A 17,377-nucleotide genomic window follows, 5' to 3' on the forward strand; every position below is an offset into this window, starting at 1 on the left:
GCCACACCGGGTGGAACGTTCGAGCGGACACACCCACGGCGTGTCTGCTCGAACGTTCCAACCGGGAGCAGCCGGGAGCGACCAGCGCGGGCGGTTCCCGGCACGACTCAGCGCGCGTACGCCTCGCGGAGCTGCGCCAGGACGTCCGGCACGGTCGGCAGCGTCGCCGCGCGCGCCGTCGCCGCGGCGCGCAGGGCCGTGCGCCGCGGCTCGTCCGCGAGGACCTCCGCCACGGCCGCCCCCAGCGCCGCCGCGTCGCCGACGGGCACGAGCACCGCCGCGTCGCCGGTGACCTCGCGGGTGCCGCCCGCGTCCGTGGCCACCACCGCCGCGCCCAGCGCGAGCGCCTCCTGCAGCGCCAGCGGCTGCCCCTCCCACACCGCCGCGGAGGCGACGACGTCGGCGGCGGCCATGAGGTCGGCGACGTCCTCGCGCCGGCCGAGCAGCCGCACCGGCGCGCCCGCCCGCGCCGCCTGGTCGGTGACGTCGTCGAGCAGCGGCCCGTCCCCCGCGACGACCCAGTGCAGCCGCGGCCGCACCCGCACCGCCTCCGCCGCGGCGCCGACGAGCGTGTCGAGGCCCTTCTGCGGCGCCAGGCGCGCCACGGTGACGACGAGGTCGTCGTGGGGCTCCAGCCCGAGTGCCGCCCGGGTGGCGTCGCGGTCCCCCGCCGGCGCGGGACGGCCCGGGGCGGGCACGAGCGCCCGGTGCGCCGCGCGCGCCCCCTGGGACCGCGCGAGCGCGACCAGGTCGCCCGACACGCCGAGCACCACGTCCGACCCGCGGGCGACGACCTGGCCGAGCACCGTGGACACCGCCCGGATCGCCCGGCCGCCGACCGGCAGGTTGTGCAGCGTCACCACGACGCGCGCCCGGCGGCCCGGCCGCGACCGGACCGCCAGCACGGTCAGCGCCCCGGCGCGGAGCCCGTGCGCGTGCACGGCGTCGGCGTCCCGGGCGAGCGCGGCGATCCGGGCGACGGCGCGGGCGTCCGACGCGTGCGGCCGGTCCGCGATCTCGACGGGCTCGAACCGGACGCCCGACCCGGCCGGGGCGACGAGCCCGGCGAGCGACGACGGCCCGGCGACGACGACGTGGTCGCCCTGCGCCGCGAGCCCCGCCGCGACCTGCGCCACGTGCCGGGCGACACCGCCGGCGCTCGACCCCAGCACCTGGAGCACCCTCATCGTCCCGCCTCCTGCTGCTCGTCGGGCCCGGGGCCGGGCACCGGGTGGACCGGGTGGTCGCCGGCCGGGCCGCCGCGCCGCAGCAGCCCCGTGATGGTGGAGCGGTCGGCGGCCCAGACCAGCGCGACGACGACCGCCGCGGCGAGCGCCCCACCGCCCGCGGCCGCCGCCAGCGCGCCGGGCACCCCGTCGGTGAACCGCTGCACCGCGTCGACCGTCCAGCGGCCCGCGAGCGCGGCGACCGTGCCGCCCAGGACGAGCACCGCGAGCGTCCGCAGCACCCCGGTGACCGCGGCGCGACCGGCCGCGTGCCGCAGCACGAGGACCAGCGCGGCCCCGGCCACCAGCATGCCGACGGAGCTGCCGGTCGCCAGGGCGCGCAGCGTCGCCGGCGCGTCCCGCTCCCCCGGCACCAGCACGGCGCACGCCACCCAGGACGCCACGACCACGGTCACCCAGCCGACGCTCACGGCGAGGACGGCCAGGCGCCCGCGCTCGAGGGCGTAGAGCGCACGGGACACGTGGAAGATCAGCCCCATGCCGAGCAGGCCGGGGGCGATCAGGGTGAGCGCCGGGGCGACCGCGGCGATCAGGTCGGGGTCGCCGTTGCCGATCGCCGAGAACACCGTCACCGCTGCCGGCGCGACCGCGACGAGGAGCGCCGCCCCCACGGCGCCCGCGACCAGGACCGCGCGGGTCGTCACGGACGCGAGCGGGGCGTACCCGGCGCGGTCGCCCCGGGAGGCGGCCGCGGCGAGGCGCGGGAAGGTGCTCGTCGCGAGCGGCACGGCCAGCACCGCGTACGGCAGCAGGTACGTCGGCTGGACCATCGTCTGGTAGACGCTCAGCGCGCCGGGGCCGCCGTAGGACCGGGACAGCTGCAGCGTGGCGAGCACCGCCGCCTGCTGCGCGACCAGGCCCCCGATGCCCGCCAGCGCGAGCGCCCGCGCCCGGGCGGCCACCCCCTCGGGGAACCGCAGCGCCGGCCGCAGCCGGACCCCGGAGCGCCACACGGGCACGAGCAGCGGCAGCCCCATGGCGAGCACGCCGGCCGTGGTGCCCCACGCCAGCAGCGCCGCCGCCCCGTCGGGCAGGAGCGTCACGTCGCCCGTGGCGGCGTCGACGTCGGCGCCGGCGAGCACCCGGCCGTAGGCCGTGTAGGTCACGATGACGACGAGGCTCGAGAGCACGGGCACGAAGGCGGGCCAGAAGAACCGGCGCTGCGCCTGCAGGACGCCGGACAGCACGACCGCGAGGCCGTACAGCGGCAGCTGGACCGCGAACACCCGGACGAAGAACGTCACGAGATCGCGCTCCGCACCGGTCGAGGTCTGCGCGAGCGCGGCGATGGGCTCCGCGGCCAGCGCGAGCAGGGCGCCGAGGACCGCCAGGCCGCCGAGCGTCCAGCCCAGCATCGCCGACGCGATCCGGGAGACGTCGTCGCGCATGCCGCGGGCGAGCGGCCCGGCGATCACCGGGATCAGCGCCCCGGCGAGGGCCCCGCCGGCGGCGACCTCGAACAGGACGTTCGGCAGGACGTTGGCCCAGTTGTAGAGGTCGCCGACCTCGCCGACGCCCACCGAGCTGGCGAACACCAGGTTGCGGGCGAAACCCAGCAGCCGGCTGACGATCGTCACGACCGAGATGAGGGCCGCGGCGCCTGCCAGGCCGGACAGGACGGCCCGGCGGCGGCTCACCGCCCGGGCACCCCGTCCGCGTCGGGCTCGCCCGGTGCGTCGGCCGCCTCCGGCGCGCGCGGCGGCACCGGGTGCGGCACGTGCGCCGGCCGGCGACCCCACGCGTCGATCTCCCGCAGCACGGGCGTGCGCGCGATCACCGCGGTGAAGCTGACCTTCTCGGAGGCGACCGTCAGCCCCACGACGCCGGCCAGGAGCGCGAGGCGCAGCGGCCGCGGGAGCTGCTGCACGGCCACCGTGCCGAGCACCGCGCCGACGGCGTTCGCCCCGGAGTCGCCGAGCATGTCGCGCTCCGCGAGGTCGTCGGGGAGCTCAGCCACGACCGCGCCGAGCACGGCGGCGGCAGGGCCGCCCGCGGGACCGCCGAGCAGCGCGGCAGGCGCGGCGGCGATGCCCGCGGCCTTCAGCGCACGGCCGGGCCGCAGGTCGAGCAGGTTGACGAGGTTCGCGCTGGCGGCGATGAGCGCGCCGTCCACCGCGACGTCCGCCAGCCGGGTCAGCGCGCCGCCGGCCCGCCCGGACGGCCGGGGGTCGTGCGGGCGGCTCAGCGCGGCGGCGACGAGCGCACCGGCCCCGATGCCGAGCACCTTGAGGCCGCCGGTCGTGACCTCGCCGCGGGCCAGCGCACCGAGATGCCCCCGCAGCCCCTTGCGGACGGTGCCCTCGCGGTCCTCCGTGAGGTCGTCCACCAGGCCGAAGGCCGTCGCCGTGGTGGTCGCCACGGCCAGCGCGGCGCCGTCGCGGGCGCCGGACGCCCCGACGAGCCCGCCGGCGAGCACACCGGCGGCGACGGCGGGGCCGCCGAGCAGGCTCACGGGCTCGCCGCGGTGGTTGGTGCGCTCCCACAGTCGCGCGCCGCCGGGCGGGTCGTCGTCGAGGAGTCCGCGGACGACGGTGGTGGTCAGCCGTGCCGTGACGGCGCCGGCGATCCGGCGGGCGACGCTCACCCCTCGGCCCCCGCCGCGTCCCCGGACGTGCCGGCGTCACCGGTGGAGGTGGGCGTGCGGTCCGGCGGCGGCAGGATGCCCGCGGACGGGACCGTGGTGAGGTCGTCGCCGTGCCCGTAGTGGCCGTTGGTGCCGCCGATCCGGGCGTTCAGCGCGAGCGGGACGGAGACCTGGCCGGCCACCGTGTCCGCGTCGCTGACGGTCGTGAGGTCGCCCGCGGCGCCCTCGTCGCCGACGATCGCGGCGACCAGCGAGCCCTCCACGAGCGGGCCGTCGACGACGACCGCGCCCTCCGAGCGGGCCTGCGCGACCCGCGCCAGGGCGATCTGCGCGTCGGTGGCGGCCTGCGCCTCCTCCGCGTCGGGGGTCTCGTCGGCGGGCACGGCGTCGGGGGCGACGGCCGGGGAGACGAGCACGATCGCGTCCGCGGGCGCCGTCACCTCCTCGTCGACGGTGACCAGCGGGTCGTCGCCGGTCGTGAGGAACTCGAGCAGCGTGCCGGACGCGGAGCTCAGCCGGTCGGGGTCCGCCGCCTCGCCGCCGGTGAGGCCCTGGACGAGCGCCTCGGAGAGGGTCGTGTCCACCGAGGCGTCGTCGGCGGGCTGCGGGTCCAGGTACGTCGAGATGCTGCTGACCAGCGCCTGCCGGAACGAGCGCAGGTCGCTCGACGACCAGGCCTCGGTCAGCGTGGCGTGCGCGCTGACGGTCGCGCCGGCGTCGGTGAGCTGGCTCTCGATCGCGGCGAGCGCGTCGCCGTCGACCGTGCCGAGCGACACGACCGCGACGCGCCGGTCCGTGAGCGTGCCGTCGACGAGCTCCGCCCCCGCGGCCGTGATGTAGGCGTTGCTCGCGGCCAGGTCGGCGGCGGAGGCCTCGAGCTCGGTGCGCAGGTCGTCGCGGTCCGCGCGCAGCTGGTCCACCTGACCCGTCAGCGTGTCGCCGATGCTCTCGCGGAGCGGGCCGGCGCCGAGCACGATGCCCACGGCGAGCGCCAGGAACACCGAGATCAGGGAGACGAGGTGGTAGCGGAAGTCGATCACTGTGCGAGCTCTCGGTCGGGTGCCGGCACGAGGGCGGCACGGGAGGTGTCGGGTCGGGTCGGCGCGGGGCCGGCAGGCGTCATGGGGTCCCGCTGAACAGGGACCCGAGCCAGGACGCGAAGTCGTCCCAGCGCGCGCCCGTGAGGCCGATCAGCGTCTGACCCGCCGTGGTCGACGCCAGGGCGACGCCCAGGGCCAGCAGGCCCGCCAGGACCAGCAGCGTCAGCTGGAGGTTCGAGATCCGGTTCCGGTACAGCCGGGACACGCCCTTGGCGTCCACGAGCTTGCTGCCCACCCGCAGCCGGGTGAGGAACGTGCTGGCCATGCCGGAGCGGCCCTTGTCCAGGAACTCGACGAGGGTGGCGTGCGTCCCGACGGCGACGATGAGCTCGGCGCCCTTGTCGTCGGCCAGCAGCATCGCGACGTCCTCGCTGGTGCCGGTCGCCGGGAAGACGATGTGCGGCACCCCGAGCTGGTCCACGCGCGCCAGGCCCGGCGCGCGGCCGTCGCGGTACGCGTGCACCACGATCTCCGCGCCGCACCGCAGGGCCCGGTCGGACACCGAGTCCATGTCGCCGACGATCATGTCGGGCGTCCAGCCGGCGTCGAGGATCGCGTCCGCGCCGCCGTCCACCCCGACGAGCACCGGGCGGTACTCGCGGATGTACGGGCGCAGCGTGACCAGGTCCTCCTTGTAGTGGTACCCGCGCACCACGATGAGGACCTGCCGGCCGTCGATCTGGGTCGTGATGTCCGGCACGCCGACGCCGTCGAGCAGGAGGTCCCGCTCGCGGCGCAGGTAGTCCATCGTGTTGGCCGCGAACGACTCGAGCTGGACGGACAGGCCCTCGCGCGCGGCGGCCTGGTCGACCGCGACGGTCTGCTCGGTCTGCACCACGCCCTCGGCGACGAGCCGGTCGCCGTCGTGCACGGCGCCGCCCTCGAGGCGCAGCGTGCGCCCCTCGCGGATCGTCATGACGTCGGGGCCGAGGTCGTCGATCAGCGGGATGCCCGCCGACACGAGGATGTCCGGGCCGAGGTTCGGGTAGCGGCCCGACGTCGAGCGGGCGGCGTTCAGCACCGCGGCGGGCCGGCAGGCGACGAGCGCCTCGGCGGAGACCCGGTCGATGTCGACGTGGTCGATCACCGCGATGTCCCCGGGTCGCAGCCGCTTGGTCAGCGTCTTGGTCCGAGGGTCGACCCGGGCCGGGCCGGTGAGCTCGCCCCCCTGGGGCGCGGCGTGGCGTCTACGCGAGGGCAGGAGTTTCATCGCGGTTCATCGTGCCACGTCCGCCAGCTCCAGAAGCTCCGCTGCGTGCGCACGCGCCGTACCGGATTCCTCCTGGCCGGACAGCATGCGGGCCAGCTCGCGCACCCGGTCCTCCCCCACGACCTCCCGGACGTCGGACGCGGTGACCGCCCCGTCCCGCGACTTCGTGACGACCAGGTGCCGGTCGGCGAACGCCGCGACCTGCGCGAGGTGCGTGACCACCAGCACCTGCGAACCCCGCGCCAGAGCCGCGAGACGGCGCCCCACCTCGGTCGCCGCGCGCCCGCCGACGCCGGCGTCGACCTCGTCGAAGACGAAGGTGCCGGGCCGGTCCTCGCCCTGGTCCGGCGACGTCGCGAGCGCCACCTCGAGGGCCAGCATCACCCGCGACAGCTCCCCGCCGGACGCGCCCTTGCCGAGCGGGCGGGCCGGTCCGCCGGCGTGCGCGGCGAGGAGCATCTCCACCACATCTCCACCGTGCGGCCCCAGCTCGGTCGCGGGCTCGACCCGCACCTCGAGCCGCGCACCCGCCATGGCGAGCCCGGCCAGCTCCGCCGACACGGTGTCCGCGAGCCGCGCGCCGGCCTCCCGCCGGGCCGCGCCGATGCGCCGCGCGAGGTCCGTGAGCCGCGCGTCGAGGGCGTCGCGCTCCGCCGTGAGCTCGACCACCTTCTCGTCGCCGTCGCCGATGTCCAGGAGGCGGCGGCTGCTCTCGTCCGCCCACCGGAGCACCGCCTCGACGTCCTCGCCGTAGGAGCGCGTCAGCGCCGCGAGCTCCGCCCGTCGGTTCTGGGCGGTGTCGAGCCGCAGCGGGTCGGCCTGGAGGTCCTGGAGGTACGACGACAGCTCGGTGGCGGCGTCCGCGAGCAGGTAGCCGGCCTCGGCGACCCGGTCCCGGAGCTCCGCGAGCCGGGAGTCGTGGCTCCCCGCCTGGTCGAGCAGCCGCCGCGCGTGCTCGACGGCACCTGCGGCGCTGGCCGTGTCGTCCGCCGAGTCGTCGTCGCCGACGAGCGCCGCGTGCGCGCCCGACGCGGCCGTCCGCAGGTCCTCGGCGTGCTCCAGCCGCTCGATCTCCTGCGCGAGCGCGGCGTCCTCCCCCGGCTGCGGGTCGATCCGCTCGACCTCCGCCAGCCCGAGGCGCAGCAGCTCCGCCTCCCGCGCGAGGTCCTGCCGCCGGGAGGTCAGGTCGTCGATGGTCGCCTGCAGCTGGGCGCGCTCGGACCACGCCTGCCGGTACTCGGCGAGCAGCGCGCCGTGCGCGGCCCCGGCGAACGCGTCGAGCGCCTCCCGCTGGTGCGCGGGCGAGCGCAGCCGGGCCTGGTCCTGCTGCCCGTGCACCGTGATGAGGGACTCGGCCAGCTCGCCGAGCACCGCCTGCGGCACCGAGCGCCCGCCGAGGTGCGCGCGCGACCGACCGGGCGCCCCGTCGGTGGCCGCCCCGACCGTCCGGACGAGCACGAGCCCGCCGTCGTCGTCGACCGCCGCGCCCGCCTCCTCCGCCCGGGCCAGCACCGGCGACCCCGCGGGGACGACCACGCGGCCCTCGACGACCGCGGACGCCGCACCGGTGCGCACCGTGGCCGGGTCGGCCTTGCCGCCGAGCAGCAGGTTCAGGCCGGTCAGCACCATCGTCTTGCCGGCGCCCGTCTCCCCGGTCAGCACCGTCAGCCCCGGGTGCAGCCGGATCTGGGCGCCGGTGATGACACCCAGGTCGCTGATCGTGATCTCCTCGAACACGCGCTCAGTCCCCGTCCGTCGATCCGTCGGCGCGGCCGTTCCCGCGCTCCCGCGCGGGCCCGTCGTGCGGCCGTCCCCGCCAGCCCACCACGGGCAGGTCGAACTTGTTCACCAGCCGGTCGGTGAACGGCGCCGGGGTCAGCCGCGCCAGCCGCACAGGCACCGGCGAGCGCCGGACCTCGACGCGCGACCCCGCCGGCACCTCGATGCGCCGCCGCCCGTCGCACACCAGCACCGCCGGGGAGGGCGACCGGGTCAGCACCTCGACCGCGACCACCGACCGGGGCCCGACCACCAGCGGGCGGGCGAACAGCGCGTGCGCCGACAGCGGCACCACGATCAGGCTGTCGACCTCCGGCCAGACGACGGGGCCGCCGGCGGAGAACGCGTGCGCGGTCGACCCGGTGGACGTCGCCAGGACCACGCCGTCGCAGCCGAAGCTCGACAGCGGTCGGTCGTCGACCTCGATGACCACCTCGACCATGCGCGCGGGCTCGGCCTTCTCCAGCGCGGCCTCGTTCAGCGCCCAGCCGGTGAGCGGGTCCCGCATCCCGGGCACCTGGACCTGCACCTGGAGGGTCGTGCGCTCCTCGACGGTGTAGTCCCCCGAGGCGATCCGCCGGACCGCCTCCTTGATGTCGTCCCGCTCGCTCTCCGCGAGGAACCCGACGTGCCCGAGGTTGATCCCCAGCAGGGGCACCCCCGCGCCGCGCGCGAGCTCGGCGGCGCGCAGGATCGTGCCGTCGCCCCCGAGGATCATCGCCAGCTCGATGTCGTGGAACGCCATGCCGGGGATGTCCTCCCCCGACAGCACGGGCGTGAACCCGGCCGCGGTCAGGGCGGTCACGGCCTCCTCGGTCGCGGTCACCGCCTCGGGCCGCCCGCTGTGCGTGACGACCAGGACCCGCCTGCTGCTCATGCGCCTGCACCTCTCTCGTCCAGCACGACCTGCCGCACCCGCTCCGCGAGTGCTCCTTCGTCCTCCCCGCCGGCCTCCGGAGCCGTCCCGCCGCGACGGAGCCACAGGAACAGCTCCACGTTGCCGCTGGGGCCTGGCAGCGGGCTGCGCGCCACCCCGGCGACCACCAGCCCGTGCGCCCGGGCGACCGACGCCACGCCGAGCACCGCCTCGACCCGCTGCTCCGCGCTGCGCACGACGCCGCTGGACCCGAGCCGCTCGCGCCCGACCTCGAACTGCGGCTTCACCATGAGCACCAGGTCCGCCTCGGGTGCCGCGACCGCCGCCAGCGCGGGGACCACCAGCGTCAGCGAGATGAACGACAGGTCGGCGACGACCAGCGCCGGCGCCGGCTCGAGGTCTCCCGCCGCGAGGTACCGGACGTTCACCCCCTCGCGGACGTCCACCCGGGGGTCGGCGCGCAGCCGGTCGACGAGCTGCCCGTGCCCGACGTCCATGGCCACGACCCGACGGGCGCCGCGGCGCAGCAGGACGTCGGTGAACCCCCCGGTGCTGGCCCCCGCGTCCAGGCAGACCCGGTCCGCCACGACCGCGTCGGGGAACGCGTCGAGCGCGCCCAGCAGCTTGTGCGCGCCGCGGGACGCCCAGTCGTCGTCGGGACCGTCCGGACCGGCGGCGACCTGCGCGTGCTGGTCGTCGGCGAGCGGCACCGCCGGGCGCCGCACGGGGCGGCCGTCGACGGTGACGCGGCCGGCGGCGATCAGCTCGGCCGCGTGCCGGCGGGAGCGGGCCAGCCCGTCGCGGACGAGGGCGGCGTCGACTCGCGTCGCCACCCGCGTCAGCCCTCCGCGTCGGCGAGGCGGTCCTGCAGGGCCGTGTGCACGGCGTCGAACACGGCCAGCTGCTCGCGCAGCCCCAGCTCGGTGACCTCCGTGAGGCGCATCAGCGCCTGGTCCACCGTCTGGTCGCCCGTCGGCTCCACGACACCCACTCCCCACTCCGCCACCGGCGGCTGCTCGACCGTGCTCGCCAGGCGTGGCCGTGACCCGGCCACGCCGCCCCCCGCACTGCCGGCCAGGCTACCGGCCGGCGCCCACGCCCGCGGCGTCCTCCGGCGCGACACCCAGCTCCGGGACCGACTGCGGGTCCAGGGTCTCCCCCGCGTCCACCGCCGCCCACGCCGCGGCGCACGCAGCCCGCACCAGGTCGACCCCCGCGGCGCGCTCGGCGAGCTCCAGGCGGCCGTCGACGACGCGGGCCGCGGCCTCACCCGACGTCCACCAGCCCTCGGCCGCGCGCACCGGCTCCGGGTGCGGGACGAGCAGGCCGCCGAGGTCCGCCGCGATGTAGTGCGGCCGCAGCGCCGGCGGGGCCAGGACGTCGTCGCGCGCGGTGCTGACGCCCGTGAGGACGTGCAAGCCCGCGAAGCCGCCCGTGCGGGCACCCGCGAGGTCCGTGTCCAGGCGGTCGCCCACGACGAGCGCCTCCCGTGCACCGGCCCGCTCGACGGCGATCTCGTACATCGTCGACGCCGGCTTGCCGGCGCTGTCCGGCACGACACCGGTCGCGGCCTGCACCGCCCCGACGAGCGCGCCGTTCCCCGGCGCGAACCCGCGCGCGGTCGGCAGGCTCAGGTCCAGGTTGCTCGCCACGAACCACGCGCCGCCCGACACCGCGTAGGCCGCCTCGGCCAGCTGCTTCCAGCCGACCTCCGGCGCGAAGCCCTGGGCCACCGCGTCCGGGTGCTCGTCCGCGGACGAGACGACGGTGAACCCCGCCGCCGTCACCGCGGTCACCAGGCCGGCCCCGCCGACCACCAACACCTTCGCGCCCGGCTGCAGCCGGGTCGACAGCAGCGCCGCAGCCGCCTGGGCGGCCGTCAGCACGTCACCCGGCTCCGTCGGGATGTCCAGCGACGTCAGCTGCTCCGCCACGGACTCCGGCTCACGGGACGCGTTGTTGGTGACGAACACCAGGCGCATCCCCGCCGACCGGGCGCCCGCCAGCCCGGCCGACGCCCCCTCGATCGGCTCGTGGCCGCGGTACGCGACCCCGTCCAGGTCGACCAGGGCCAGGTCGTAGCGCTCGGCGAGCGGGATGTCGCTGCCGATCAGACGTGCGTCGGTCACTCGTCCTCCGTGTCGTTCACGCCCTCGGGGGCGTCGTCCGTGCGGGCGTCGTCGGTGCCGGCGTCGGGGCCGTCGGACTCGGCGTCGTCCGCGTCGGTGCCGTCCGTGTCGCTGCCGCCATCCGCGTCGGACTCGTCGTCGGCGTCATCCGCGTCGGCAGTGTCGTCGGCGTCGGCAGTGTCGTCGGCGTCGGCAGTGTCGTCGGCGTCGGCAGTGTCGTCGGCGTCGGCAGTGTCGTCGGCGTCGGCAGTGTCGTCGGCGTCGGCAGTGTCGTCCGCGGCCCTGTCGGCGGCCCTGTCGGCGGCAGCCGTGTCGTCCGCATCGAGGTCGTCCCCATCGACCTCGTCGTCGGCGAGGTCGAAGACGACGACGTCCTCCTCCACCTCGTCCCCGTCCGTCACCTGCGCGAGCAGCGACGGCGGCACCGCGGCCACGGTCGCGTCGGCCTCGTCGGTCCGCCCCGCGGCCCGCAGCGCGTCGGCGCGCGCCTGCGCCACGCGGGCAGCGAGCAGCGTGCGCACCGGACCCGTGGCGATCCCGGCGAGCGCGGCGATCGCCGCGTCCGGGTCGCCCATGTCGAGGCGCGCGCCGCTCACGACCATCGCGAGCTCGACCCGGGCCTCGGTGTCGAGCGTCTCGGCCTCGGGCGACGCGGCGAGGGTCAGGGCCCGCTCGGGGCGCCCCAGGCCGCGCTCGCAGTCCGCCATCACGGCGAGGTGCTCGGACGACCCGTTCAGCCGCCGCACCGTGCGCAGCTCGCGCAGCGCCTCGGCGAACCGTCCCGTCCGGTAGGCCGCGAGTCCCGCCGCCTCCCGCACCACGTCGACGCGCCCACCGTGCCGCACTGCGGCCTGGGCGTGCTCGTACGCGAGCTCGGGGTCCTCGTCCAGCAGGCGCCCGGTCATCACGAGGTGCCGGCCCACGATCCCCGCGTTGTCCTTGCTCAGGGTGCGCAGGCGCGCCCGGACGTCACGGTCCAGCATCCCGAACTCGACGTCGTCCGGGATGTCCGGCCCGTAGACCCGCGCGGGCTGCGGGGGCCGGCTCGGCCGGCGCTCCGCGTCGTCGCGGCGGGGGCCGCGCGGCCCGGAGGCGCGGTCCGGCGCACCGGTCCGCGCGCCGCGGTCGTCGGTGCGACGGGCACCAGGGCGGTCCCCGCGAGAGTCACCCTCCCTGCGGAAGCCACCCGGTCGCTCACCGCGCGAGTCGCCGTCACGGCGGAAGCCCGGACGGTCGCCGGAGTCACGACGCGGACGATCCTGGAAGCCACCAACCCGCTCGCCCGAGTCACGACGCGGACGATCCTGGAAGCCACCAACCCGCTCGCCCGAGTCACGACGCGGACGATCCTGGAAGCCACCGGCCCGCTCGCCCGAGTCACGACGCGGACGATCCTGGTACGCGCTGCGGGGACGCTCGGCCCCGGCGTCGGCGGGCCGACGGAACGAGCCGCTGTCGCCACCGTCACGCCGCTCGCTGCGGAACCCGCCACGGTCGTCCCGCGGAGCCCCCGTGCGCCGGTCGTCGTCGCGCCGGAACCCGCCGCGGTCGTCACGAGCCCCGGCAGCACGCGGGCGGTCCCCCTGGTACCCGCCACCACCGGCCGGACGACCACCACGGTCGTCCCGCTGGTAGCCACCGGTGCGCTCCCCGCGGTCGCGGTTGTACCCACCGCCGGAGCGATCCCCCTGGGAACCGCCGGTCCGCTCACCGGGGCGACCCCCACGCTCGTCGCGCTGGTAGCCGCCGCCGGCAGGACGGCCCGGGCGGTCACCCTGGTACCCACCACCAGCAGGCCGACCACCACGGTCACCCTGGTACCCGCCGGTGCGCTCACCGCGATCGCGGTCGTCCCCGCGGCTCGGCCGATCGCCCTGGTACCCGCCACCAGTGGGACGGCCTCCACGGTCGTCACGCTGGAACCCGCCACCAGCAGGACGGCCGGGCCGCCCGCCCTGGTACCCGCCACCGGCCGGACGACCACCACGGTCACCCTGGTGACCACCGGTGCGCTCACCACCGGCACGACCACCACGGTCGTCACGCGGGAACCCGCCACCGGTGCGCTCACCACGGTCCCGGTCGTACCCGGCGCTCGACCGATCACCCTGGTACCCGCCACCAGTGGGACGGCCTCCACGGTCGTCACGCTGGAACCCGCCACCAGCAGGACGGCTCGAGCGGTCACCCGGGTACCCGCCACCAGCCGGACGACCACCACGGTCGTCACGCGGGTACCCACCGGAGCGCTCGGCCCCGGGACGACCGCCACGCTCACCGCGGGAGGCACCGCCGGAGCCGCGATCGTCGCGGAACGCCGGACGACCGCCGTTCTGCGGTCGGGAACCGGAGAAGCCACCGCTCCGATCGTCGGTGGTCCGCCGGGAGTCTCGCTCACCGGCGCCGGCACGACCGCGCTGACCCGCCACCCGAGGGGCTCGTGCCGGGCGGGCATCACCCGTGGGGCGCGCCCCGTTCCGGTTGCCGTAGCGCCCGACGCCACCGCCGTCTCGGCGATCGCCCTCGTCCGCCGAACGCGTCCCGCGCTCGTCGCTGCTCATATCCAGCTTCTCCTCGTCATTCGACCGCTGACCATCGTCTCATCCGCACCGCCCGCGCCCCACATCGGTGCGGGCCCGCGGCACCGCCACGGCCACAGAACGCCGTCTCGCCCCTGCTCCAGGCCGGCCGCTCTCCCTCTCCGTCGAGCTCCGGGCCGGTCGAACCACACGTCAGAGCCGCACTCCACCCCGCGGGCTCCGGTGAACGCGAGCCGGGTTGAACGCACCGGGGTGACCAACGACACCACGAAGCCGAGGCCACGTGCGGCCCCGTGCCACCGCCAGACCTGGAGCCGAACACGCTGCGCCGAGATGACAGCGGTGGCCTGTGCGTGCGACCTCGGGCGCAGGCGCGCGATGTCATCTCGGCGCACCGGGGACCACCGCCCGGAGGGGGGGCGGGCGCGCGCGTCGTCGGCGCGGGTGGGAATGGTCGGGGAAACACGAAGAGCCACCCCGAATGGGGTGGCTCTTCGTGAATGGTGTCCGGCGGCGTCCTACTCTCCCACACCCTGGCGAGTGCAGTACCATCGGCGCTGAAGGGCTTAGCTTCCGGGTTCGGAATGGGACCGGGCGTTTCCCCTTCGCTATGACCGCCGTAACTCTGTCGAACATGTCAAGCACGGGACCCCCACATCGAGGTGGGGGCGTGCTCGTGGTTCGGGAACCGCACAGTGGACGCGTAGCAACAAAAAGTGTTGTGGTGAAGTTGTCGGCTTATTAGTACCGGTCAGCTGCGAGGGTCTTGCGTCCCCTCTTCCACATCCGGCCTATCTACCCGGTGGTCTAGCCGGGAGCCTCTCACCCCTCGAGGGGGCGTGGAAACCTCATCTTGAAGCAGGCTTCCCGCTTAGATGCTTTCAGCGGTTATCCCTTCCGAACGTAGCCAACCAGCCGTGCTCCTGGCGGAACAACTGGCACACCAGAGGTTCGTCCGTCCCGGTCCTCTCGTACTAGGGACAGCCCTTCTCAAGTTTCCTGCGCGCGCAGCGGATAGGGACCGAACTGTCTCACGACGTTCTAAACCCAGCTCGCGTACCGCTTTAATGGGCGAACAGCCCAACCCTTGGGACCTACTCCAGCCCCAGGATGCGACGAGCCGACATCGAGGTGCCAAACCATGCCGTCGATATGGACTCTTGGGCAAGATCAGCCTGTTATCCCCGGGGTACCTTTTATCCGTTGAGCGACGGCGCTTCCACAAGCCACCGCCGGATCACTAGTTCCGACTTTCGTCCCTGCTCGACCTGTCAGTCTCACAGTCAAGCTCCCTTGTGCACTTGCACTCGCCACCTGATTGCCAACCAGGCTGAGGGAACCTTTGAGCGCCTCCGTTACATTTTAGGAGGCAACCGCCCCAGTTAAACTACCCATCAGGCACTGTCCCTGATCCGGATCACGGACCGAGGTTAGATATCCAGAGCGACCAGAGTGGTATTTCAACGTTGACTCCACCGACACTGGCGTGCCGGCTTCACAGTCTCCCACCTATCCTACACAAGCCGCACCGAACACCAATACCAAACTATAGTAAAGGTCCCGGGGTCTTTCCGTCCTGCTGCGCGTAACGAGCATCTTTACTCGTAGTGCAATTTCGCCGAGTTCGCGGTTGAGACAGCGGAGAAGTCGTTACGCCATTCGTGCAGGTCGGAACTTACCCGACAAGGAATTTCGCTACCTTAGGATGGTTATAGTTACCACCGCCGTTTACTGGGGCTTAAATTCTGAGCTTCGCCTTGCGGCTGACCCGTCCTCTTAACCTTCCAGCACCGGGCAGGCGTCAGTCCGTATACATCGTCTTGCGACTTCGCACGGACCTGTGTTTTTAGTAAACAGTCGCTTCTCCCTGGTCTCTGCGGCCCTCCACGCTTCCCGGGCAAGCCGGTACACGCTTCAGGCCCCCCTTCTCCCGAAGTTACGGGGGCATTTTGCCGAGTTCCTTAACCACGATTCTCTCGATCGCCTTGGTATTCTCTACCTGACCACCTGAGTCGGTTTAGGGTACGGGCGGCTAGAACCTCGCGTCGAAGCTTTTCTCGGCAGCATAGGATCACCCAATCATCCAGCATACGCTGTCACCATCGGTTCTCAGGCTTGATGAGTGGCGGATTTGCCTACCACTCGCCCTACGGCCTTGGACGTGGACTACCATCGCCACGCTGGGCTACCTTCCTGCGTCACTCCTGTTAATACGCTTACCTACTACCGGATCGGGTCGCGCGCTCCCCCGCACGGTGTCTCCCGAAGGAGACGGTGTGCGGGCTCGGGCGCTTAGCATCACCGGGCTCGGTATGGGCGGTTCTTCGCCGGTACGGGAATATCAACCCGTTGTCCATCGACTACGCCTGTCGGCCTCGCCTTAGGTCCCGACTTACCCAGGGCGGATTAGCCTGGCCCTGGAACCCTTGGTCATTCGGCGGACGGGTTTCTCACCCGTCTTTCGCTACTCATGCCTGCATTCTCACTCGTGTGGCGTCCACCACTGGGTTACCCCGCAGCTTCACCCGCCACACGACGCTCCCCTACCCATCCACACGCCTGGACCACGAAGGCCTAGCGCAAGTGTGAATGCCACAGCTTCGGCGGTATACTTGAGCCCCGCTACATTGTCGGCGCGGAATCACTTGACCAGTGAGCTATTACGCACTCTTTCAAGGGTGGCTGCTTCTAAGCCAACCTCCTGGTTGTCTGTGCAACTCCACATCCTTTCCCACTTAGCATACGCTTAGGGGCCTTAGCTGGTGGTCTGGGCTGTTTCCCTCTCGACTACGGAGCTTATCCCCCGCAGTCTCACTGCCACGCTCTCACTTACCGGCATTCGGAGTTTGGCTAACGTCAGTAACCTGGTGGGGCCCATCGGCTATCCAGTAGCTCTACCTCCGGCAAGAAACACGTGACGCTGCACCTAAATGCATTTCGGGGAGAACCAGCTATCACGAAGTTTGATTGGCCTTTCACCCCTAACCACAGGTCATCCCCCCGGTTTTCAACCCAGGTGGGTTCGGTCCTCCACGCGGTCTTACCCGCGCTTCAACCTGCCCATGGCTAGATCACTTCGCTTCGGGTCTAGAGCACGCGACTGTGTCGCCCTATTCGGACTCGCTTTCGCTACGGCTTCCCCACACGGGTTAACCTCGCCACGTACCACTAACTCGCAGGCTCATTCTTCAAAAGGCACGCCGTCACCCCTGCTAGGGAGGCTCCGACGGATTGTAGGCACACGGTTTCAGGTACTATTTCACTCCCCTCCCGGGGTACTTTTCACCTTTCCCTCACGGTACTTGTCCGCTATCGGTCACTAGGTAGTATTTAGGCTTAGCAAGTGGTCTTGCCAGATTCACACGGGATTTCTCGGGCCCCGTGCTACTTGGGATCCCCTTCGGGAGGTCACGTCATTTCGTCTACGGGGGTACCACCCTCTGTGCCGGGCCTTTCAATGCCCTTCGACTATAACGCGACTTTCTGACTCCCTGATGACTCGGCAGAATCATCTGAAAGGTCCCACAACCCCGTACACGCAACGCCTGCCGGCTTGGCACGCATACGGTTTGGCCTCATCCGCTTTCGCTCGCCACTACTCACGGAATATCTCTTCCTGCCGGTACTGAGATGTTTCACTTCCCGGCGTTCCCCCCACACACCCTATATATTCAGGTGCGGGTCACACGACATGACTCGTGCGGGGTTTCCCCATTCGGACATCCTCGGATCACGGTTCGTTTGCCAACTCCCCGAGGCTTATCGCAGGCTACAACGTCCTTCTTCGGCTCCTAGTGCCAAGGCATCCACCCTGTGCCCTTAAAAACTTGACCACAAAGACATTACTTTAAAAGATGCTCGCGTCCACTGTGCAGTTCTCAAACAACGAACGATCCCCGACCAGCTGCCGG

Annotated in this window: 11 protein-coding genes and 2 rRNA genes; all 13 read right to left on the reverse strand. The window is 73.2% G+C overall.

Annotated features, from left to right (window positions below; translation table 11 throughout):
• Window positions 1-107 precede the first annotated feature (107 nt).
• A complete protein-coding gene (locus tag QNH85_RS06270; RefSeq protein WP_282945368.1) occupies window positions 108-1,187 on the reverse strand; it encodes a glycosyltransferase in 1,080 nt (359 codons plus the stop codon).
• Window positions 1,184-2,884: a murein biosynthesis integral membrane protein MurJ gene (gene murJ, locus QNH85_RS06275; protein ID WP_282945369.1), complete on the reverse strand. Its 1,701-nt coding sequence runs from the start codon at window positions 2,882-2,884 to the stop codon at window positions 1,184-1,186. Before murJ ends, QNH85_RS06270 begins: the two co-directional genes overlap by 4 nt.
• Window positions 2,881-3,831, reverse strand: coding sequence for a hypothetical protein (locus QNH85_RS06280; RefSeq protein ID WP_282945370.1), 951 nt, complete (start codon window positions 3,829-3,831; stop codon window positions 2,881-2,883). Before QNH85_RS06280 ends, murJ begins: the two co-directional genes overlap by 4 nt.
• Window positions 3,828-4,871, reverse strand: a complete 1,044-nt coding sequence (locus QNH85_RS06285; protein WP_282945371.1) for a copper transporter — start codon at window positions 4,869-4,871, stop codon at window positions 3,828-3,830. The genes QNH85_RS06280 and QNH85_RS06285 overlap by 4 nt, the downstream gene beginning before the upstream one ends.
• 79 nt (window positions 4,872-4,950) lie before the next feature.
• The gene (steA, locus tag QNH85_RS06290) at window positions 4,951-6,141 is read right to left on the reverse strand and encodes a putative cytokinetic ring protein SteA (RefSeq protein WP_213282697.1); all 1,191 of its coding nucleotides are present in this window, start codon (window positions 6,139-6,141) and stop codon (window positions 4,951-4,953) included.
• A gap of 6 nt (window positions 6,142-6,147) precedes the next feature.
• Window positions 6,148-7,878, reverse strand: coding sequence for a DNA repair protein RecN (gene recN, locus QNH85_RS06295; protein ID WP_282945372.1), 1,731 nt, complete (start codon window positions 7,876-7,878; stop codon window positions 6,148-6,150).
• 4 nt (window positions 7,879-7,882) lie between these two features.
• The gene (locus QNH85_RS06300) at window positions 7,883-8,797 is read right to left on the reverse strand and encodes an NAD kinase (protein ID WP_282945373.1); all 915 of its coding nucleotides are present in this window, start codon (window positions 8,795-8,797) and stop codon (window positions 7,883-7,885) included.
• Window positions 8,794-9,630: a TlyA family RNA methyltransferase gene (locus QNH85_RS06305; RefSeq protein ID WP_282945374.1), complete on the reverse strand. Its 837-nt coding sequence runs from the start codon at window positions 9,628-9,630 to the stop codon at window positions 8,794-8,796. Before QNH85_RS06305 ends, QNH85_RS06300 begins: the two co-directional genes overlap by 4 nt.
• Before the next feature lie 5 nt (window positions 9,631-9,635).
• Window positions 9,636-9,803 carry a hypothetical protein gene (locus QNH85_RS06310; RefSeq protein ID WP_213282701.1) on the reverse strand — a complete coding sequence of 56 codons (168 nt, stop codon included), beginning with the start codon at window positions 9,801-9,803 and terminating at the stop codon, window positions 9,636-9,638.
• 73 nt (window positions 9,804-9,876) lie between these two features.
• The gene (locus QNH85_RS06315) at window positions 9,877-10,926 is read right to left on the reverse strand and encodes an HAD-IIA family hydrolase (RefSeq protein ID WP_282945375.1); all 1,050 of its coding nucleotides are present in this window, start codon (window positions 10,924-10,926) and stop codon (window positions 9,877-9,879) included.
• Window positions 10,923-11,909, reverse strand: coding sequence for a hypothetical protein (locus QNH85_RS06320; protein WP_282945376.1), 987 nt, complete (start codon window positions 11,907-11,909; stop codon window positions 10,923-10,925). The genes QNH85_RS06315 and QNH85_RS06320 overlap by 4 nt, the downstream gene beginning before the upstream one ends.
• A 2,062-nt stretch (window positions 11,910-13,971) precedes the next feature.
• A 5S ribosomal RNA gene (gene rrf / locus QNH85_RS06325) occupies window positions 13,972-14,088 on the reverse strand.
• Window positions 14,089-14,187: 99 nt separating this feature from the next.
• Window positions 14,188-17,299: ribosomal RNA gene (locus QNH85_RS06330) — 23S ribosomal RNA — on the reverse strand.
• Window positions 17,300-17,377: the final 78 nt, after the last annotated feature.

The sequence above is a fragment of the Cellulomonas endometrii genome (genome assembly GCF_949769265.1).
Lineage (GTDB): Bacteria > Actinomycetota > Actinomycetes > Actinomycetales > Cellulomonadaceae > Cellulomonas > Cellulomonas endometrii.